This is a genomic window from Chitinophaga sp. SVR4-12A (genome assembly GCF_056754765.1).
In genome coordinates, this window is record NZ_JBPGWP010000001.1 from 4,087,343 (window position 1) to 4,108,315 (window position 20,973).

At 49.1% G+C, this 20,973-nt stretch carries 21 protein-coding genes; 14 read left to right on the plus strand and 7 right to left on the minus strand.

Annotation, left to right across the window (positions count from 1 at the left end):
* The first annotated feature begins 16 nt into the window (after positions 1-16).
* The 3 genes from ispG to ACR9Y8_RS16730 all read left to right on the plus strand — a co-directional run bounded on the left by ispG (position 17) and on the right by ACR9Y8_RS16730 (position 3,475).
* Positions 17-1,972, plus strand: a complete 1,956-nt coding sequence (ispG, locus tag ACR9Y8_RS16720) for a (E)-4-hydroxy-3-methylbut-2-enyl-diphosphate synthase (protein WP_481214386.1) — start codon at positions 17-19, stop codon at positions 1,970-1,972.
* Positions 1,973-2,229: 257 nt separating this feature from the next.
* On the plus strand, positions 2,230-2,490 hold the full coding sequence (locus ACR9Y8_RS16725; RefSeq protein ID WP_481214387.1) for a hypothetical protein: 261 nt from the start codon (positions 2,230-2,232) through the stop codon (positions 2,488-2,490).
* An 85-nt stretch (positions 2,491-2,575) separates the two neighbouring features.
* Complete coding sequence (locus ACR9Y8_RS16730) at positions 2,576-3,475, plus strand: LysR substrate-binding domain-containing protein (protein ID WP_481214388.1); 900 nt, start codon at positions 2,576-2,578, stop codon at positions 3,473-3,475.
* A gap of 50 nt (positions 3,476-3,525) precedes the next feature.
* Here ACR9Y8_RS16730 and ACR9Y8_RS16735 read toward each other — a convergent pair whose 3' ends face one another.
* The 6 genes from ACR9Y8_RS16735 to ACR9Y8_RS16760 form a co-directional block, all read right to left on the minus strand.
* Positions 3,526-4,029 (minus strand): hypothetical protein, encoded by a 504-nt coding sequence (locus tag ACR9Y8_RS16735; protein WP_481214389.1) that lies wholly within the window; start codon positions 4,027-4,029, stop codon positions 3,526-3,528.
* Between the two features lie 83 nt (positions 4,030-4,112).
* Positions 4,113-4,598 carry a hypothetical protein gene (locus ACR9Y8_RS16740; RefSeq protein WP_481214390.1) on the minus strand — a complete coding sequence of 162 codons (486 nt, stop codon included), beginning with the start codon at positions 4,596-4,598 and terminating at the stop codon, positions 4,113-4,115.
* 80 nt (positions 4,599-4,678) lie between these two features.
* On the minus strand, positions 4,679-5,671 hold the full coding sequence (locus ACR9Y8_RS16745) for an MvdC/MvdD family ATP grasp protein (RefSeq protein WP_481214391.1): 993 nt from the start codon (positions 5,669-5,671) through the stop codon (positions 4,679-4,681).
* Positions 5,664-6,638: an MvdC/MvdD family ATP grasp protein gene (locus ACR9Y8_RS16750; protein WP_481214392.1), complete on the minus strand. Its 975-nt coding sequence runs from the start codon at positions 6,636-6,638 to the stop codon at positions 5,664-5,666. The genes ACR9Y8_RS16745 and ACR9Y8_RS16750 overlap by 8 nt, the downstream gene beginning before the upstream one ends.
* Positions 6,639-6,707: 69 nt before the next feature.
* The gene (locus tag ACR9Y8_RS16755; protein ID WP_481214393.1) at positions 6,708-6,875 is read right to left on the minus strand and encodes a microviridin/marinostatin family tricyclic proteinase inhibitor; all 168 of its coding nucleotides are present in this window, start codon (positions 6,873-6,875) and stop codon (positions 6,708-6,710) included.
* A gap of 73 nt (positions 6,876-6,948) precedes the next feature.
* A complete protein-coding gene (locus ACR9Y8_RS16760; RefSeq protein WP_298739456.1) occupies positions 6,949-7,116 on the minus strand; it encodes a microviridin/marinostatin family tricyclic proteinase inhibitor in 168 nt (55 codons plus the stop codon).
* 334 nt (positions 7,117-7,450) lie between these two features.
* On the opposite strand from ACR9Y8_RS16760, the gene ACR9Y8_RS16765 reads away from it, so the two are divergent.
* The 11 genes from ACR9Y8_RS16765 to ACR9Y8_RS16815 all read left to right on the plus strand — a co-directional run bounded on the left by ACR9Y8_RS16765 (position 7,451) and on the right by ACR9Y8_RS16815 (position 20,160).
* On the plus strand, positions 7,451-8,443 hold the full coding sequence (locus ACR9Y8_RS16765) for a lipid A deacylase LpxR family protein (protein ID WP_481214394.1): 993 nt from the start codon (positions 7,451-7,453) through the stop codon (positions 8,441-8,443).
* Between the two features lie 62 nt (positions 8,444-8,505).
* The gene (locus ACR9Y8_RS16770) at positions 8,506-11,676 is read left to right on the plus strand and encodes an ATP-dependent helicase (protein ID WP_481214395.1); all 3,171 of its coding nucleotides are present in this window, start codon (positions 8,506-8,508) and stop codon (positions 11,674-11,676) included.
* A 64-nt stretch (positions 11,677-11,740) separates the two neighbouring features.
* On the plus strand, positions 11,741-13,192 hold the full coding sequence (locus ACR9Y8_RS16775; RefSeq protein ID WP_481214396.1) for an Ig-like domain-containing protein: 1,452 nt from the start codon (positions 11,741-11,743) through the stop codon (positions 13,190-13,192).
* A 17-nt stretch (positions 13,193-13,209) separates the two neighbouring features.
* Positions 13,210-13,833, plus strand: coding sequence for a recombination mediator RecR (gene recR, locus ACR9Y8_RS16780; RefSeq protein WP_481214397.1), 624 nt, complete (start codon positions 13,210-13,212; stop codon positions 13,831-13,833).
* Between the two features lie 149 nt (positions 13,834-13,982).
* The gene (locus ACR9Y8_RS16785; RefSeq protein ID WP_481214398.1) at positions 13,983-14,111 is read left to right on the plus strand and encodes a hypothetical protein; all 129 of its coding nucleotides are present in this window, start codon (positions 13,983-13,985) and stop codon (positions 14,109-14,111) included.
* A gap of 252 nt (positions 14,112-14,363) precedes the next feature.
* Positions 14,364-15,380, plus strand: a complete 1,017-nt coding sequence (locus tag ACR9Y8_RS16790) for a homocysteine S-methyltransferase family protein (protein WP_481214399.1) — start codon at positions 14,364-14,366, stop codon at positions 15,378-15,380.
* 18 nt (positions 15,381-15,398) lie between these two features.
* A complete protein-coding gene (metH, locus tag ACR9Y8_RS16795) occupies positions 15,399-18,137 on the plus strand; it encodes a methionine synthase (RefSeq protein WP_481214400.1) in 2,739 nt (912 codons plus the stop codon).
* 100 nt (positions 18,138-18,237) lie between these two features.
* The gene (locus ACR9Y8_RS16800; protein ID WP_481214401.1) at positions 18,238-19,011 is read left to right on the plus strand and encodes an exodeoxyribonuclease III; all 774 of its coding nucleotides are present in this window, start codon (positions 18,238-18,240) and stop codon (positions 19,009-19,011) included.
* Positions 19,008-19,310 carry a DUF4286 family protein gene (locus ACR9Y8_RS16805; RefSeq protein WP_481214402.1) on the plus strand — a complete coding sequence of 101 codons (303 nt, stop codon included), beginning with the start codon at positions 19,008-19,010 and terminating at the stop codon, positions 19,308-19,310. Before ACR9Y8_RS16800 ends, ACR9Y8_RS16805 begins: the two co-directional genes overlap by 4 nt.
* Positions 19,311-19,616: 306 nt before the next feature.
* A complete protein-coding gene (locus ACR9Y8_RS16810; RefSeq protein ID WP_029465307.1) occupies positions 19,617-19,886 on the plus strand; it encodes an HU family DNA-binding protein in 270 nt (89 codons plus the stop codon).
* 193 nt (positions 19,887-20,079) lie between these two features.
* On the plus strand, positions 20,080-20,160 hold the full coding sequence (locus ACR9Y8_RS16815; protein WP_481216232.1) for a hypothetical protein: 81 nt from the start codon (positions 20,080-20,082) through the stop codon (positions 20,158-20,160).
* A 95-nt stretch (positions 20,161-20,255) separates the two neighbouring features.
* On the opposite strand, the gene pdxH is transcribed toward ACR9Y8_RS16815, so the two are convergent.
* Positions 20,256-20,903, minus strand: a complete 648-nt coding sequence (gene pdxH, locus ACR9Y8_RS16820) for a pyridoxamine 5'-phosphate oxidase (RefSeq protein ID WP_481214403.1) — start codon at positions 20,901-20,903, stop codon at positions 20,256-20,258.
* Positions 20,904-20,973: the final 70 nt, after the last annotated feature.

A 20,973-nucleotide genomic window follows, 5' to 3' on the forward strand; every position in this document is an offset into this window, starting at 1 on the left:
TTACCTTTGTAGCACTATGCAGCTATATAGCCATTCACTTACAGCGTATAAGCGCTTACCCACACTGGAAGTAAAGGTGGGCGACCTGCTTATCGGGAATTTCAACCCTATCCGTATCCAAACCATGACCACCACCGATACCATGGATACCGCGGGCACTGTTGCCCAGGCCATCCGCTGTATCGAAGCCGGCGCCGAGCTGGTGCGCATCACCGCTCCCAGCAGGAATGAGGCGGAAAACCTGCTCCCTATCAAAAATGAGCTCCGTAAAAGAGGATACCACACCCCCCTGGTAGCGGACATCCATTTCACGCCCAACGCGGCCGAAATTGCCGCCCGTATTGTGGAAAAGGTGCGGGTGAACCCGGGTAACTATGTAGACAAAAAGAAATTCGAGACCATCAATTATACCGACGCGGAATACCTGGCGGAAATAGACCGGATCCGCGAACGCTTCACCCCCCTGGTGAACATCTGTAAGGAATACGGCACCGCCATGCGCATCGGCACCAACCACGGTTCCCTGAGCGACCGGATCATGAGTCGCTACGGGGATACCCCCATGGGCATGGTGGAAAGCGCCATGGAATTTCTCCGCATTGCAGAAGACCTGAATTACCGCAACATTGTGCTGAGCATGAAATCCAGCAACCCGCAGGTAATGGTACAGGCCTACCGCCTGCTGGTGCAAACCATGCAGCAGGAACTGGGGCACTGCTATCCCCTGCACCTGGGTGTAACAGAAGCGGGCGACGGAGAAGACGGCCGTATCAAATCTGCCGTAGGCATCGGCACCCTCCTGGAAGACGGCGTGGGCGATACCATCCGCGTATCCCTGACGGAAGACCCGGAATTTGAGCTGCCCGTATGCCGCGACCTGGTAAAGCGCTATACTAACCGCGAAGGCCATGCCGCCATCACCCCGGTTAACCAGCTGCCTTATTCTCCTTTTGATTACAAACGCCGGGAAACCATTGCGGTAGATAATATAGGGGCTAAACAGGTACCGGTAGTGGTGGCTGATTTCCGGGAACCTTCAACATCCGGGCTCACCCCGAAACAGCTGGAAGCTATCGGTTATCAATATGACGAGCCTTCCGACAAATGGAACATTGCCGACCAGGCAGCGGATTACATCTTCTCTGAGACCATCCTGCCTTTTGCATTACCCGGTACCCTGAAGGTGATCACCAATTACGCTAGCTGGAAACAGGCCAGTGATAAAACCAAGTACTTCCCGTCTCTCCCGCTGGCAGATTACCTGCATGAAGGAGAAAGGTCCGCTGTGTTGAACCTGGTGGAAGTGCACAGCAAAGAGCTGCCTTCAGCAGCGCTACTGCAAAAACTGCAAAATGATCCTACCGCAGTGCTCTGCATTTCGGCGCCAGACAACCAGCATGCTATGCCTGAAGTGCGCCGCTTTATCATGACACTGATGGAGCAGCGTACAGGCACGCCAATCATCCTGCTGTGCAGCAGCAAAACTTCCGATATGGATGAAACACTCCTGCACTATGCCATAGAGACCGGCGCACTGCTGCTGGACGGTATGGGCGATGGTATCTGCCTGACTGCGGGCAGAGAACAGCCTTACTCTGCCGAAAGAATGGCCCGTATCAATACCATTGCTTTTGGTATTCTGCAGGCTACCCGTACCCGTATTTCCAAAACAGAATATATCTCCTGCCCTTCCTGCGGCCGTACCCTGTTTGACCTGCAGGAAACAACTGCTAAGATCCGTGCCGTTACCAACCATCTTAAAGGGGTGAAGATTGCCATCATGGGTTGTATCGTAAACGGTCCCGGTGAAATGGCCGATGCCGACTTTGGTTATGTAGGCAGCGGCGTAGGCAAGATCACGCTATACAGGGGCAAAGAAGTGGTAAAACGCGGCCTTAACAGCGATGTAGCCGTAACAGAGCTGATCAACCTTATCAAGGATAACGGGATGTGGGTAGAGACCAGTAACTGATAAAAAAGAAAGTGTCCGTCTTGGGGCGGGACGGACACGTTAGCAACAATAGGTATTTTTTGAGGTTAACAGGATGTTTGAGAAATGTTTTCACTACACTGCATCAATAGTGGGGTGAAATACCGGGGCTAACTACATTTATTGGACAATACAAAGGTACATCGCGTGTGACCTGCCTTACAAGCGTATTTCTACGTGTTTTTCCGTGGAAAGTACTTTTTATTACGTATCTTACTTTTCTAAAATATCATGTTCTTATGAAAAGGCTACTTACCGGAATACTGATCATGCTTATAAGTGCCTCCGTATCAATGGCACAAACCCCGGCTAAAAAGAAATCTGCTGACAAAAAGGACAAGACCGAGCAAACAACAGCGGCCGACAAACCAGTGAAAAAGGACGGTACACCAGACAAAAGGTATAAGGTGAATAAAACAACCGCCAAAGGCCCGGTAAAAAAAGACGGCACGCCGGACATGCGTTACAAGTCTAATAAAGACGGCGCCAAGAAAAGCTGAAATAAGTAAGGTTTAAAACTGTTATAAGTAAAGAGGGGCTTCTCCGGAAGCTCCTTTTTTATTAATTCTTGATTAACTTCACTTTATGCTTGATTTCAGGTTAAAAGTATTTTATACGGTGGCCAAAAGGCTCAGCTTTACTAAAGCCGCGGAAGAACTGTTTATATCTCAGCCGGCGGTCACCAAACATATTCATGAGCTGGAGCAGCAACTGGGCATTGCCTTGTTTGAACGCATCGGCAACAAGATCACCGTGACGCCTGCAGGCAAGATCGTAATGCGGCATGCAGAAGATATTTTCAGCAGCTACCGCAGCCTGGAATACGAGATCAACCAGCTAAAACATGAAAGGGGCGGCAGGCTGCAGATAGGCGCCAGCACCACCATTGCGCAGTACTTTATTCCACCGCTGCTGGCCCGGTTCAACCAGCGCTATCCCGAGATAAAAACATCCCTTATCAGCGGAAATACGGAACAGATAGAACAGGCACTCCTGGAAAAAAGCATTCAGCTGGGCATCATTGAAGGCAGCTCAAGGAACCCGCAACTGAAATACACGGAGTTTGCAAAAGATGAGATAGTGCTGATCGGCAATGTGCAGTATGACTACGGTAACGGGGATACGCTCAGCGCGCAGGACCTGGCAGCTATTCCGCTGCTGGTAAGAGAGCACGGATCCGGTACCCTGGAAGTGATCATAGAAGAGCTCAAACGCCTGAAGCTGAAACTAACGGACCTGAATATTGCCATGTACATGAGCAGTACGGAAAGCATGAAATCCTACCTGCATTATGCCCCCAGCGCTGCCTTTCTTTCACTGCAGGCAGTGAGCCGCGAACTGGAAGCCGGCGAATTCAAAATATTACCTGTAAAGAACTTTAAGCTGGTGCGTAAATTCCAGTTCACCCACCTGCAGGGACAGCAGGATAAACTGGCCCAGCTCTTTATGCGCTTTGCCGGAAAGGAAGTAAAAAACGAAAGGTGAGGTGCACAACAAGTGTACGCCTCACCTTATGTGAAATTTAAAACCTGACGTTATCTGCTTTTCTGTAAAGTATATACGATATAAGCGTTCTTACCTTCAAAATTTACAGGTGCCCTCCACACCATATTGTTACCATCTGCGGAGCTCAGCTCTACGCGGTAACCTTCTGTTACATTTTTTGCCTTTACCCCTTCAGACAGTTTCTTGAACTGGAACATGGTAGCACCGGCCTGTTTGTATAAAGACCACATGATAGGCTGCGATACGGTGCTACAACCATCTGAAGTGGATGACAGCGTGTAAGAACCTTTACCGTTAGACGGTAATACCCAGTTGCTGCCTTTGAAGCAGCTATAAGAAGCCTCGTCAAATACCGTTACCTTACTGTTGTCCGGTATTCCCTCAAACTGGATATCAGTCACTACCCAGTTGCCGCTCACATTGCCCTTAGAGATAGTAGAGCTGGCAGCCCCCGAAGAGGAAGCGCATGAAACGGCGAACAGGGATGCTACGATAAGGCATAATGTTGCCAGTGTAAGATTTCTCATCTTCATCTGTTATGGTTTAAATTTTAATAGCTGTTTCTTTCTGAGATTTTGCAAAAGCAAGAAATATACCAATTAAACACCCTTGCAGGTTATTTTGTTGAAGCAGGTGATAACTGATTGGAAGGATGCTGCTGTAATACACGCTCTTCCATTTCATGGTATTTCCTGTAAAAATAAATGCTGCTGGCCAGCAAGGCCATTACCAGCATACAAAGGGCTATAAAAGCACAGCGCCACCAGATGCTTACCTTCATATACCTGTTGGATGGGGTTTCCTGCAGGTTGATCACCGTATAGGCAGGCTCATCGCTCCTGCGGCGGTAACGTCGTTGCCGCTGCGCCTCCCGCTCCTCCTTTTGTACTTCGCGGATGATGTTGTCCCATACTTCTCCGGGGGGCTTTATGCCTCCTTCCATGGCAGCTTCCTGCAGCTTGAAAGCCGTAACAGAGATCTCCGACTCCAGCTCGGGATACAAACGCCGCATCTCATGCAGCAGCGCTTCTTCTTCCGCACTGGCCAGACCCAGCAGATAACACTCTACCGCCCCGCTATCTATGTATGTCCTGAGATTCAATGTCTAAACCCGATTGTATGAGATAAGGTAAATGATGACGAAATCCTATGGATAGCAAAAATACATTATTTGAATCAGTTTTATCGCCGGCTGGCCTTTCCTAATAATACATGTGCTATCTGGCGGGAAATGGCATGATCACAAAGCTTGTCCAGCCAGAAAAATTCGCCGGCAGCGTTTACTTCCAGGAAATAGTATTGATTGTCAGGCGACAGGATCAGGTCGATCGCTCCATAGTTCAGCCCATATACGTCCATACAGGCCAGCAGCTTTTGCCGGATCTCCTGCGGCAGCTCATAAGGTTCCCAGCTATTCACTAAGGCGGCGCCGTCTTTACGCCAGTCGGTAGCCGAACGGTCAGACACGGCAGAATTAACGCTAAAGGCAAAGATGGCATGCCCAACTATATTGATGCGTAGCTCCAGCTGCTTTTCTATTCTTTCCTGGAATACCATGGGGCAGTATTGTACATTTTCCAGCTCGTTGAGGTGTGATTCATCTACCGCATTGGTAAATACCACATGTTCCTCGCCTTCGCGGTAAATAGCAAAAGCACTCTGCATTTTGGTGATCACCGGCGCATTTACCGACTGCATGAAACGGCGTATCACGGTTGCGTCATTGCTGATACAAGTGGCAGGTATGTTCAGTCCGCAGGCGGCGGCTATACGCAGCTGTTCTTCTTTACTGTCAAGCCGGCGGTACACACTATACTTTTCGAGCTGGAAAATATCCAGGCCTTCTATCATGCCGAATAAGGTACGCTTACTTTCCAGCAGGGTGGCCGGCAGGAATTCCTTATCGATCAATTTATCCAGTCCTTTACCGATGTTATAGCTGCGACGGTACCAGATGCCTGCGGCATCGTGCAGGGTATGCAGGCCGTTTTCATTTTCGAGGATGATCTCCTGTTTCCCCTGCAGGTAAACGGAGCTGAGCCGGTTATGTAAAGGGTACTGATCTACGTTAAAGCGTATCACTTCTCCACCCGCTTCCTTTACAAAGCGGCTTACGGTATCTACGGATATATTATCTGCTGAATGCGTTAGTATGATCACCTTTTCTTTAGCCATGTTGGATCTTGTTTACAAGTTTTTCTGCGATTGTTTGTGCAATGGGGTAGCCCAGGAATTTCTGCAGCATGCCCCATTCGCCCTGCGGGTTCACTTCCAGGAACACATATTCCCCGTCGGGCCGCCGTATCATATCAATAGCGCCAAAGCAGAGGTCCACCCGCTGCATAAGGGCATATATTTTTTCCTGTATGAATGATGGCAGCTCATAAGGTTGCCAGGGCAGCTGCGCATTGGCAGCCCGCCAGTCTGTTTGCCCGTCTGCGTCCCCGGTAGCATTGATCTTACCGGTATAAAAAGCGCCATCTGCATAGGCGATGCGCAGTTCATAACTTTTGGGCACACACTCCTGGAAGATCATCGGGCAGTAGGCCAGGGTATCCAGCTGTGCAAGGTGATCTGCGGTGATGCGCGTAGTGGGAAAGAAAGCGCCTCCACCGCTCATGCTCCTGCTAAGGGCGCCATGCAATTTCATGATGATGTTGCCCTGGCATTGCTCATAAAAGGCGCGCACATCATCAGCCTGGTTACTGAAGAGTGTGTGCGGTACCGTGAGGCCGCTTTGCTGTGCAGCATCCAGCTGCCATAATTTATTGCTGCAGACGGCATGGTCTGCCGCTATTTTATTGATCCAGGGTTTATGCCGCAATGCGTCCAGGAAAATATGCAGGTTAGTGTTGTATTCTTTGTTAAACACGGGCAGGTAGGCCGTATCAAGTTCAGCAGGCGTGCTCAGCGCCCACAGCTTGCGGTACCATACTCCGCTGATGTCTGCCGCATGAATGCTACGGCCCTGCTGATGCAGGCGCAGCTGCGCAGACCCTTTATCCAGCGTGTAGCGAATGTGGCAGGTAGTGCCGAAGGTATCTGAATTGAAGCGCCAGGAGGGGTATCCCAGTTTTTCCAGGTGTTGCTGCACCAGGTCAATGGTATAATGGTCCTGCGAATGGGTAATACAAAGTATCATGTCTGTATTAATAAAAACAAGCAATAGCACAGCGGCTATTGCTTGTTACTGAAAATAGTCTTACGCGAACTAGGATTCCCATTCTTCGTCGTTATCAGAAGGGAATTTCTGCGTTACATCGCCGGGGCTGTCTATTAATTTACCGGTAATGATGGGCGGAAACTGTTGTTCTCTGTTGGTTTGTGATTCCAGGAATTGGGCGAAGAAAGGCCTTTGCACCTCTTGTTTAGGTTGCATAAATGAAAGTGGTTTAGATTGTTAAAAAAACGCAGCTGTAGCTGCATGCTACAATAAGAATCAGCAAAAACTACTACCAATCCTCTTCGTCCCAGTCAGAAGGGAACTTCAGAGTGGTCTGGCTTTCTGCCTGTTCAGCAGTAAGGCCTGCTTCCTGTTGGGCGGTAGTTACCTTGGCGTTGGCCTGGTTCTCCAGGAACTTCGCAAAGAAGGGTTTCTGTGCTTGGTTGTTGGGTTGCATACCAATTTGGGTTTAATGGTTAAGAAAAAAGAAATGTGTTTATAGGGTATCAGTTTTTCATACGGAAACGATTTGCATATTAAGTAAAAAATATGGGAATGTTAGCGGCATGCTAAAAATTTATAGCGTTATCTTATCTAAATCGTAACTTTAGACCATCGACCGTAGGCATAGTTATTGCGCCCTTTTTTACCTCCTGTCAACTGTGATCCCTGTACACCTGCAACTGTCATGATATTGTACGACCAGCCTGTGCTGAACCTCAGCGCAGACAGTCTGTTTACCTGCCTGCAACTGCGAACGATAAACTGAACCAAATATAAACAGGTTGGTTATGAGAGCATTAATGATTGGCATGACAATCTTATTATTGGCTGTAAGAGCAAGCAGCCAGGTGATCAGCACCTCAGACAGCATTCACAGGATGCTGCGTATTTATGAGGACAACGATTTTATGAACGTTCGCGGTAAAGGCACCGACGAATCTTATACCAATGGCACCCGGCTTGATTACTTTTATCAGCGGCAGAAAGCGCCCCGCTTTGTAGATAAATGGCTGTTGCCACGCACCGGTAAAGATGCCATCAATACCTCGCACTGGAGCCTGATGCATATCATGATCACTCCATCTGATATCAAAGACCCCAAATACCGGCCTAATGATTATTCTTATACGGCAGCGCTGTTCCTGGCCCATGGGCTGGATTCCTATGATCCGGAAAGGAAGTTCAGCCTGCAGTCAGAACTGATCATGGGGGTGATGGGCCCCTGGGCTTTCGGAAAAGAGCTGCAAACCTGGATCCATAATATCGCCGGCTTTGAGCATCCCAGGGGCTGGGATAACCAGCTGCCCAATGCGCCGCTGCTCAACTACAATTTTACGTTTGAGAAAATGATCTGGCAGCCAGGCCCTGCCCTGGAGCTGATCGCAGGCGCATCCGCCTATGCGGGGACCATGCTGGACGGCGCCGCCGTACATAGCACCCTCCGTGTAGGCCATATGAATCCTTATTTCGGTTTCCGTCCAGGCAGCGGGCAGCATGAAAAGCGGTTCCAGGTATACGCATTTCTCCGTCCAACGGTAGAATATACCTGGTACAACGCCTTGCTGGAAGGAGGGCTTTTCAGCTGGCGCAACAGCCGTTTTGAATTCAACAAATCCTTTAAAACGGCTACCCTTAATCCCTGGGTATCCAGGATAGACTACGGCGTTACAGTCGCATTCCGCCGTTTCATCCTAGCCTATACGCAGAAAACACAAAGCGCCTCCCTGAAGGGTACCGGCCAGCACGAAGTAGGGAATATCTCCCTGTATATTCCCCTGTAGTTTTAACTTTTTATGAAATGTATCCGGGGCTGCATAATGTAAAATGGTCGTACTTTTACATAATGTCCCGCGATTCTCAACAATACCATCAAAGGTTCCAGGATGTATACAGCCGGCTGAATGAACGCCAGCGCGAAGCTGTTGACAATACAGAAGGCCCTGTAATGGTGATCGCCGGCCCGGGTACGGGCAAAACACAGATCCTGGCTTCCCGTATAGGCAAGATCCTGCATGATACCGACTTCCTGCCGCAGAATATTCTCTGCCTTACCTATACGGATGCCGGTACGGTGGCCATGCGCAAACGCTTAACAGACTTTATAGGCCCGGATGCCTACCGGGTAAACATACACACCTTTCACTCCTACTGTAATGAAGTGATCCAGGATAATTTGGCGCTGTTCGAGAAGAACGCCCTGGATCCCATCTCTGAACTGGAAAAGATACAGCTGCTTAAAAAACTGATAGACGGGTTCACAAAAGACAACCCGCTTAAACGCTATCGTGGCAACGTATACTTCGATATGAAGAACCTGGCCGTCCTGTTCTCCAGCATGAAACGGGAGGGCTGGACGGTAGACTATATCCGCGCCAGCATCAAGGCTTATCTTGACAGCCTGCCCGACCGGGAGGAATATATCTGTAAACGTGCCACCAAAACCTTCAAAAAAGGAGATGTACGTACAGACAAGATAGAGATCGAAGCAGAAAAGATGGCCCGCCTGCAGGCTGCTGTAGAACAGTTTGATGTGTTCCAGTCCATGATGCAGGCCGCCGGCCGTTATGATTTTGATGATATGATCAATTGGGTGATCCGTGCATTTGAACAGCATCCCCAGTTGCTCGCAGATTATAAAGAACGCTATCAATACATACTGGTAGATGAGTACCAGGATACCAGCGGTACGCAGAACCGCCTGATAGAACTGCTGATACGCGGCGAGGAGCTGCCCAATGTATTTGTAGTGGGCGATGATGACCAGAGCATCTACCGTTTCCAGGGCGCCAACATTGAGAACATGGAACAGTTTGCAGGCAGCTTTGCCGAAACCCTGCGTACCATTGTGCTCACACAAAACTATCGCTCCGTACAGCCTATCCTGGATATCTCCATGTCGCTGATAGACAACAATGGTCAATCCAGGCTGGTGAACCAGCTGCCGGGCCTCAGCAAAGAGCTGGTGGCCAGTAACGGCAATCTTACCGGTTTGTCTATACCGCCGGTGATACAACGTTACAACACCCCCCGCGATGAAATGGCCGGCATCACGCTGGCCGCCACTAAACTGCTGGAGGAAGGTGTGAACCCCGGTAAGATAGCGGTGATCTACCGTGAGAACCGTTATGGTGAAGACCTGGCGCAGTACTTCCGCCTGAAAGGTTTACCCGTTTATTCAAAGCGCAGTATCAATCTCTTTGAAGTGCCCTTTGCCCGCAAGGTGCTGACCTTACTGCGCTATGTGGCCTGCGAACTGGATACTCCCTACAGTGGTGACGATCTGCTCTTCTCTATCCTGCATTATGATTTTTATGACATACCGCCGGTAGAAATAGCCAAAGTAAGTATCCGCGTATCAGAAAAAGGATACGAACAAAAATCTTCCATCCGTCAACACCTGCAGGAATGGTTGAAAACGCGTAACCTTACCCTGTTCACCGAAGCCCCTGCAGAAGCGATGATGCAGGTAGGAAAGATGGTGGAGAAATGGATCAGCGACGCGCATAACATCACGCTGCAGCAGCTGTTCGCCAATATTATCAATGAAGGCGGCGTGCTGGCCTTCGTGATGCAATCGCCCGAAAAGATCTGGCTCATGAAAGTGTTGCAGGCGCTCTTTGATTTTATCAAAGAAGAAACGCGCCGTAACCCGGAAATGACTGTCACCTCTTTCATGGAGATGGTAGACCTGATGGAAAGCAACAGCATTCCGCTGCCGCTGATACAGGTGGCCGGTAACGATAAAGGCATCAATCTCATTACCGCACACGGCTCCAAAGGCCTGGAATTTGAACATGTGTTCCTGGCCAGCGCCAATTCCCATCTCTGGGAAAAGAAAAAGAAGAACAACAGCGGCTTCTCCTTCCCGGATACCGTGTTCGTTACCCAAAGCACTTCTACAGACGAGCAGGAGCTGCGGCGCCTGTTCTATGTAGCCATTACGCGGGCAGAGAAGCACCTGTACATCAGCTATCCGGAGTTTAAACAGGATGGCAAACCGCTGGAGCCCAGCCTCTTCGTTACCGAAATACTGGACCAGCACATCCTGCCCAATGAAAAAATAGAGCTGTCTGAAGACGAGCTGTTTGAATTTGAGCTGCTCAACTATGCAAAAGGCCAGGCCCCGGAAATAGCCCGGGTAGACCAGCAGTTTATCGATACCCTGCTGTCTGGCTTTGTCATGAACGTAACGGCCCTCAACAACTACCTCGACTGTCCCCTGGGCTTCTTCTATAAGAACCTGGTGCGGGTGCCCACGGGCCGTTCTGAGAATACGGAATTCGGCTCTTCTGTGCACTACGCGCTGGAAAAGCTCTTCTTAAAAATGCAGGAGGGCGGGCAGAATACCTTCCCCAGCCGGGAAGAATTCCTGCGCGATTTTACCTGGAGCATGCGGCGCAACCGTGAATCTTTTACCCGGGAAGCTTTTGAGCGCCGGCTGGAATACGGGCGGGACATCCTCTCCCAGTATTACGATACCTATATCAACAGCTGGCCCAAAATTGTGAGCGTGGAGCGTAATATCCGCAACGTAGTGGTGAACGGAGTACCGGTAAAAGGCAAAGTGGACAAGCTGGAATTTGACGGGAACCAGGTGAACGTGGTGGACTACAAAACAGGTGACTACGAGAAGGCTATCAAGGAATACCGGAAATTTGAACGCCCCAATGAACGCAACCCCAACGGGGGCGACTACTGGCGCCAGGCCGTGTTCTATAAGATCCTCCTGGATAATTACCGGGCCAAGAACTGGCAGGTAGTGAGCACGGAATTTGACTTTATTGAACCTAATAAACAGAAGGTATACCATAAAGAGAAAGTGACCATTACCCCCCAGGACCTTGCCACCGTTAGCCAGCAGATTGTCAGCACCTGGACAAAGATCCAGAACAAGGAGTTCTATGTGGGCTGCGGCAAGGAAGATTGTCCCTGGTGCAATTTCGTGAAAGACAACCGCCTCCATGTGGCACTGCACAACCTGCAGGAGGAGGAAGAGGAGATAAGCGGTGAATAGTGAAAAAGTAAAGGCCGAAAGCACTAAGTTTGTAGTTTCGTGTGCCGTAATTAATCAACATACAATGAATCAATGTTTCCGGGGCTGGATCTGCTTCCTGATTGTAATAATATCGCTTTCTCTCACGCGCTGTGCCAATATAGTGCCTCCTGGCGGCGGGCCCCGGGATACGCTGCCACCCTTACTGGTGCAGGTAGATCCTCCGGATTCTTCCCTGCATTTCAACAGCACAAAGGTGCGGTTCTATTTTGACGAATATGTGGAGCTGGATAACATCTTCGACAAGATGATCGTCTCCCCCACCCTGAAACGTGTGCCTACGGTTACTTCCAAACTGCGCACGGTTACCATGGAGATCAAGGATACCCTGGCGCCTAATACCACTTATACCTTTAACTTTTCTGACGCTATCAAGGATGTGAATGAACGCAACCCGATCGCTGACTTTGCCTATGTAGTGTCCACCGGCGATTACCTGGACTCCCTGCAGATAAAAGGCCGTACCATTAACGCCGAGACTGGCAAAATAGACAGTAATGTGGCGGTAATGCTGTACCGTAACCATACGGATTCTGTTGTATCAAAGGAGAAACCGGTGTACTATGCCCGGTCAAAAGGCAATGGCAGCTTCTGGTTTAAGAACCTGGCCCCGGGCGATTATAAGATCTTTGCCATCAAAGAAGAAGACCGCGACCTGCAGTACACCCAGCCTGCCACAGAAGCTATCGCTTTTGTTGACAGTATTATTCACCTCAGGGAAGAAAATATCAATGATGTACCCATGATGCTGTTCATTGAAGAAGACAGCACGCTGAAGAAGCCGGAAGCCCAGGTTCCGCAGGAAGAACCGTCTGAAGATGATAAAAAGAAGAAAAAGCCACGCCTGCAGGTGGGCCCGGTGCTGGATAATAACCAGCAAGACCTGGATACCCCGCTGGTGCTGACCTTTACCATACCCCTCCGCACGCTGGACAGCACCCAGCTGCACCTGGCGGAAGATACGGTGTTCAGGCAGGTGCCTTTTACCAGCCGGCTGGACTCTACCCGCAGCAGATTAACCCTCTACTATAAATGGAAGGAAGGTACGTCCTACCGCCTCATCGTAGATAAAACCGCTGCTACAGATACCCTCAACCAGCAGATGACCAAAGCCGATACGATCAGCTTCTCGTCTAAAAAATTGTCTGATTACGGAAAAGTGCTCTTCAGGCTGAAGCTGAGCGACAGCACTACCACGGCCCTCAAAGGCGACACCAGCGTCCGTTTTGTGATACAGCTGGTGAAAGACAAGGACGTGAAGTATTCGGGAACAGTGGTGAACGGCAGCTGGACAAAAGGCCTGATCATCCCCGGCGAGTATGAGATCCGCGTGCTGCTGGACCAGAACGGCAACGGAAAATGGGATCGCGGCGTATATTACCGCAGCCCGAAACGCCAACCCGAAAGAGTGGTGAGCTTCCCGGAAAAAAAGAACATCAAAGCCAACTGGGGGGTTAAAGAAGACCTGACCCTGTAAATGACTATTTTTGCATTATGATCTTTTCCTCCGCCCTGATTGAAACTGCGGTAAATGAGTTTGCCAGGATGCCGGGTATAGGCAAAAAAACAGCGCTGCGGCTGGTGCTGCACCTGCTGAAACAGGAGCCTGCACAGGTACAACAATTCAGTGAAGCTATTGCCCGTATGCGGCAGCAGATCAAATTCTGCAAGCAATGCCATAATGTTTCAGATGAAGAAATCTGTAGTATCTGCGCCAGCCACTCACGCAACAAAGGCATTGTATGTGTGGTGGAAACCATCCGCGATGTAATGGCCATTGAAAATACCCAGCAGTACAACGGGCTCTATCACATACTGGGCGGCATCATTTCGCCTATTGACGGCATCGGCCCGGATCAGCTGAACATCCATTCCCTGGTGGAAAGGGTGCAGCAGCAGGGCATCAGCGAAGTGATCATGGCGCTCAGCCCTACCATAGAAGGAGACACCACCATTTATTATCTTTCCAAAAAGCTACAGCTGCCGGAGCATCCGGTAAAGATCACCACCATTGCCCGCGGCATTGCCTTTGGCGGCGAGCTGGAGTATGCGGATGAAATGACGCTGGCACGCTCTATTACCAACCGCCTTCCCCTGGAAAATTACATGCAGAGATAACTACCGGTATGGGATAAAAAAATACAGGTGCTTAATAGCACCCGTTTGTGTTTAACCTGTAATTCCACGTTATGAAAAAGATAGCAGGGCTGTTTGCCTGCCAATAATGATATACTTATGGCTGGTTTATTAAACGTCAACAAATAGAAATGATAGCAGTAGCTCATTTGCAACAGCAGGGCATGCATCCCGATGGGCGCCTTGCAGCAGAAAGGGTGTTGGTGGAGATCACCTTAGCAGATGGCAGTCTTTTGTTGTATTCGTATCGCATGATCTAAACAAATAACAGGAGCTTCTCTCCCAATTACCCTACAGATATAGTAGACTAGTTGAACTAAACAAAATTATTTTCCTGTAAACCAGAATTAACAAGCCGTTAACAACTATAGGCCCTGCTGTACACGCGGTATACCAGGCATAGACTATGGACTATTTTTATTAACTTTGCAGACTCCGGAGGGTGGATTTGTTTATTGTTCGACCACCGGAAACCACCTATTTTAAACCGTAACTAATAAACGAACCTTAACATGAAATCTTTGCAACAGTGCGCCGCTGAGCGCATCCTGATTATTGACGGTGCTATGGGCACCATGATCCAGCGCTACAAACTCCAGGAATCCGACTACAGGGGAGAACGTTTTAAGAACCATCATAGTGATGTAAAAGGGAACAACGACCTCCTTAATCTCACCCAGCCTCAGATCATAGCAGCTATTCATAAAGAATACCTGGAAGCAGGCGCCGATATTATTGAAACAAATACCTTCAGCAGCACCTCCATTGCTATGGCGGATTACGATATGCAGCACCTGGCCTATGAGCTGAACGTGGCTGCTGCGCGTATAGCGAAAGCAGCTGCTGCAGAATACACTGCCAAAAACCCGGACAAGCCGCGTTTTGTGGCAGGTGCTATCGGCCCGCTGAATAAGACCTTATCGCTTTCTCCGGATGTGAACAACCCGGGTTACCGCTCCGTTACCTTCGACGAGGTGGCGGAAGCGTATACAGAGCAGATAAAGGGCCTGGTAGCCGGTGGTGTTGATATCCTGCTGATAGAAACCATCTTTGATACGCTGAACTGTAAAGCGGCTATCTACGCCATTAAACAGTTCTTCCGTCAAAGCGGCCAGCCTGAGCTGCCGGTTATGATCTCCGGTACCATTACCGATGCTTCGGGCAGAACCCTGAGCGGCCAGACGCTGGAAGCTTTCTATATTTCGGTAATGCATGCGCAGCCCTTCTCCGTAGGTCTGAACTGCGCACTGGGTGGTCAGCAAATGCGCCCTTATATAGAGGAGCTGTCGCACATAGCAGCCTGCCATGTAAGCTGCTATCCCAACGCAGGCCTGCCCAATGCTTTTGGTGAGTATGATGAGCAGCCGGAAGACACCGCGCATATCATTGAAGACTTTGCCCGCGAAGGCTTTGTAAATATTGTAGGCGGCTGCTGCGGCACTACGCCTGACCATATACGTCATATAGCATCACATGTGAAGGCGCTACAACCCCGCCCCTTACCAAGGCAGGAACCTACGCTCGCCTAAACACAAGCAACGGAAAGAATGAGTACAACAACAACGAATACTGATACCACGAACGGGACACTGGTGATAAAACCTTACCTGCGTCTGAGCGGCCTGGAGCCGCTGGTAGTAAGGCCGGAAACCAATTTTCTTAACATCGGGGAACGTACCAACGTAACCGGGTCCAAGAAGTTTGCCCGCCTGATACGGGAAGGGCAATACGAAGAAGCTTTGTCTGTTGCCCGGCAACAGGTGGAGAACGGCGCCCAGGTGTTGGACGTGAACATGGACGACGCCCTGCTGGACGGGGAAAAGGCCATGACCACCTTTCTCAACCTGCTGGCCGCTGAACCGGATATCTCCAGGATACCTATTATGATAGACTCCAGTAAGTTCAGCATCATAGAGGCAGGCCTGAAATGTATCCAGGGTAAATGTATCGTGAACTCTATCAGTCTGAAGGAAGGTGAAGCCAAGTTCATCGAACAGGCCTATATCTGTAAAAGCTTTGGCGCTGCTGTTGTAGTTATGGCGTTTGATGAATATGGACAGGCAGACACCCTGGAGAAAAAGGTGAGCTTCAGCCACCGTGCCTATAAGATACTGACAGAGCAGGTGGGCTATGACCCGCAGGATATCATATTTGATCCTAACATCTTTGCCATTGCCACCGGCATTGAAGAACATAATAACTACGCGGTAGACTTCATTGAGGCTACCCGCCAGATAAAAGCCCTCATGCCCCTTACCCGGGTAAGCGGCGGCGTAAGTAATATCTCCTTCTCTTTCCGTGGTAACGATGTAGTGCGTGAGGCCATGCATTCCGTATTCCTGTATCATGCTATCAAAGCGGGTATGGACATGGGCATTGTGAACGCCGGTATGGTGCAGATCTATGATGAGATAGAACCGCAGCTGCGCGAGCTGTGTGAAGACGCCATTCTGAACCGCCGGGACGACGCCACTGAAAGGCTGATCGCGTTTGCCGAAACTGTAAAGGCAAAAGGAAAAATTATTGAAAAAGATGAAAGCTGGCGCAACGGTACCGTACAGGAAAGGCTCAGCCATGCACTGGTGAACGGTATTACCGATTATATAGAAGCAGACACCGAGGAAGCCCGCCAGCAATATGCCCGTCCGCTGGATGTGATAGAAGGCCCCCTGATGGATGGCATGAACATCGTAGGCGACCTGTTTGGCAGCGGTAAAATGTTCCTGCCCCAGGTAGTAAAAAGCGCCCGCGTAATGAAGAAGTCAGTGGCCGTGCTTACTCCTTTTATAGAAGAAGAAAAAAAGCAGCTGATCGCACAGAACGGCGGCCAGATGAAATCCGCCGGAAAGATCCTGCTGGCTACCGTGAAAGGTGATGTGCACGACATCGGTAAGAACATTGTAGGCGTGGTGCTGGGCTGTAACGGTTATGATATAATAGACATGGGTGTGATGGTACCTGCAGAAAAGATCCTGCAAACCGCCCGTGAAGAACAGGTGGATATCATCGGCCTCAGTGGCCTTATCACCCCCAGCCTTGATGAGATGGTACATGTGGCCCGCGAGCTCAAACGCCAGCAGTTCGACATTCCCCTGCTGATCGGCGGCGCTACTACTTCCCGTACACACACGGCTGTGAAGATAGCGCCGGAGTATGAGCATGGCGTGGTACACGTACTCGATGCCTCCCGTAGCGTTACCGTTACCGGCAGCCTGCTGAACAAAGCCCTTAAGAAGAACTTCCTGGAAGATGTAAAAACGGAATACGTTAAGCTGAATGACAGCTTCCGGAATAAGAGACCTGTTAAACAGTTCCTTTCTATAGCAGATGCCAGGAAGCTCGCAACGGAGATAGACTGGAAAAACTTTACTCCTGTAAAACCCCGCAAGCTGGGCGTGCAGGTGTTCCGTGATTACAACCTGGCAGATATTGCCCCATATATAGATTGGCAGCCCTTCTTTATTGCATGGGAGTTGCATGGTAAATTCCCGCAGATCCTGCAGGATGAAGTAGTAGGTAAAGAAGCTACCCGCCTGTATAATGATGCACAGGCCATGCTACAGCGCATCATTGATGAAAAGTGGCTGGATGCCAACGCCGTGATAGGCCTGTTCCCCGCCAATGCTACTGGCCCTGACAGCGTACAGATCCAACCGGAAAACGGTGAACCGGTACAGCTGGAATTCCTGCGGCAGCAGATCAAGAAAGCACCGGGGCAACCAAACTTCTGCCTCGCTGATTTTATTGCTCCTGCTTCAAGTGGTATACAGGATTATATGGGCGCCTTTGCCGTTACAACCGGTGGCGGTATTGAAAAGTGGCTGGAAAAGTTCAAAGCTGATCATGATGACTACAGCAGCATTATGTTAAAAGCGCTGGCAGACCGTTTGGTAGAAGGCTTTGCAGAACTGATGCACGAAAGGGTGCGTAAAGAATGGTGGGGATATGCCAGCGAAGAGCATCTCAGCAACGAAGAACTGATCAAAGAAGCTTACTCCGGTATCAGGCCCGCACCAGGCTATCCTGCTTGTCCGGAACACACCGAGAAGTACAAGCTGTTTGACCTGCTGGATGCCACTGCCAATACCGGTATTACCCTTACAGAATCACTGGCCATGTATCCTGCCGCCAGTGTAAGCGGTTGGTACTTTGCCAACCCGGCCAGCAAATACTTCGGTATCGGTAAGATAGAAAAAGACCAGGTGGAAGACTACGCCCGCAGAAAAGGCTGGACAATAGAAGAAGCCGAGAAATGGCTTCGTCCCAACCTGGAATACGACATGTAGTTGGCAGTTAACAGTTATCAGTTGACAGTAATAGAGCGACCAACTGGTAACTAGCCGCTGATAACTGACAACTGATAACTGACAACTCATAACTGATTATATGCGCATCGTTTCCTATAACGTTAACGGCTTACGTTCTGCCATGACCAAAGGCTTTGTTGATTGGCTGAAAACAGACCCGGGAGATGTTATTTGTCTCCAGGAGATTAAAGCTCAGAAAGACAATGTAAACTACCTGCTGTTTGAGGAACTGGGATATGAGCATTACTGGTTCCCTGCCCAGAAAAAGGGTTATAGCGGTGTAGCTGTGCTCACCAAAGTTAAGCCGGACAATGTACAATATGGGAACGGCTTTATGCAAAGCGACGCGGAAGGCCGTGTTATCCGGCTCGACTTTAAAGATATTACCGTCCTCAATACTTATATGCCTTCGGGCACCAGCGGAGACGAACGTCAGACCTATAAATACCAGTGGCTGGATGAGTTCCTTGGTTATGTAGGCATACTCCGCGAAACCAGGCCTAACCTGGTGATCTGCGGCGACTATAACATCTGTCACAAAGCGATCGATATTCATGATCCGGTAGGCAACAAGAAATCATCCGGCTTCCTGCCCGAAGAAAGAGCCTGGTTGGATAGGTTCTTCGAAAGCGGTTTTGTAGACAGCTTCCGTCACTTTAATCCTGATCCTCATCAATACAGCTGGTGGAGCGTCAGAGCCAATTCAAGGGCCAATAACAAGGGTTGGCGCATTGATTATATCAATGTAAGCGCCCCGCTGCAGAACCGCCTCAAACACGCAGAAATATACCAGCAGGTAAAACACTCGGATCATTGTCCGGTATACCTCGAACTCCATCCCGGAATAGTATGATCATTTACAACGTTACCAGCAAGGTTACCAACAACATCCATGAACGCTGGGTGCAATGGATGAAGGAGATACATATCCCCGAAATAATGGCTACCGGCCTGTTTCACGACTATCGTATGTGCCGCTTGCTGGAACAGGATGACCAGGAAGGCCCCACCTTTACCGTTCAATTCTTTACTGACAGCCTGGAGAACTACCATACCTTCATGCACGAACATGCCCCTTTACTCAGACAAAAGGGCTATGAGCAGTTCGGGAACCAGTTTATAGCCTTCAGGACCGTTATGCAGGTGGTATAAGCCTGCAAACTTATCCACAGGAAATCCACTGTTTTCAGGGACTGACCTCTTTATACAATACTTTCGGAAAACAGGCGTTTATTACTTAGTTCAACGGAAATGCCCTATGGGAGCGGGTCTTATAGAAGGCATGGCATAAACCGCCATCTCCCCCAACATGGGTCAATCTGCTGTAACCGTTACCAGTAGCCCCTTACAGCCGATAAAAATTTGAACATTAGTGGGGTAAAAAATTTGGTAATCTGATAAAACGCGCTATATTTGCTCACATCAAACATTTTTTTCACTAGTTAAATCTTACTAACTATGAACAAAGCCGAATTAATCGACAAGCTGGCCAAAGATGCCGCTATCACCAAAACCCAAGCTAACGAAGCTCTGGACTCTTTCACCAAAGCTGTTGCTGATACACTGAAAAAAGGTGGTAAAGTAACCCTGGTAGGTTTCGGTACCTTCTCTGTTTCTAAGCGTGCTGCTCGTAACGGTAGAAACCCGCAGACTGGCCAGATCATCAAGATCAAAGCTAAAAAAGTTGCTAAATTCAAAGCTGGTAAAGCGCTGTCTGACAAGCTCTAATCAGTTAGTACAACTTATTCAAGCAAGGAACAATTATGTTTCTTGCTTTTTTTTTGCCTGTAATACGCGGCTGTTATGAATGCTATGAATTACGTAATTTGCGGCTGATTTCAGGCAGAGCATCATCTGTCAATTGTAAACTGTAAACTATTATCAAAATGGGTAGAGGAGATATCAAAACCAAAAAGGTAAGATCTCTAACGGATCCTTCGGCAAATCAAGACCCGCTAAAGTGCGTAAAACAGCTGCTGCTAAAGCAGAAAAGAAAGGGTAATGAAAAAGCAAAAAGAAAAAGTAAAAAAGTAAAAGCAATGCGATGTACCATACCGCATCAAGTTTTTTTCCTTTTTACTTTTTCTTTTTTATTTTTTACGGCGCTAAACGGTCTATCTGCCAGTTTCCACCTTCCAACAAAGTAAACTGCACCCTGTCATGTAAGCGGTTACTACGCCCCTGCCAGAACTCCATCAGCGTTGGCTTTACAATATATCCGCCCCAGTGTTGCGGCCTTGCCGGTTCTTCCAGCACATACTTTGCAGCAATGATATTCACCTGCTCTTCCAGGAAACTACGATGTGGTATTACCCTGCTCTGCGGAGATGCAATAGCGCCGATACGGCTGCCCAGCGGGCGTGTACGGTAATATTCATCACTGATGGCTGCATCTGTCTTACTCACTGTACCGTCTATACGCACCTGCCTTTCCAGCTCCCGCCAGAAGAACAGCAGGCTTACCTGCGGATTGGCGGCCATCTCCAGGCCTTTGCGGCTTTCGTAATTGGTGAAGAAAATAAAACCATCTGTATCAAAGCTCTTTAATAATACAATCCGCGCAGAAGGCCGGCCTTCCGGTGTACTGGTGGCCAGCGTCATGGCATTGGGCTCATCCAGCTGGCTGCTGATGGCTTCCTGCCACCACTTTTCAAATTGCTTTACAGGGTGTTGCTCCACCTCGCTTTCATCCAAAGCGGCCAGGCGATAGTCTTTACGCAGTGCTGCTACTTGTTGATTCAACATAAGGCCCATATTTATAATTGCAAAGGTATTAACGAAGAGTCAAAATAATTATTTGTAAAATTGCAGCTGT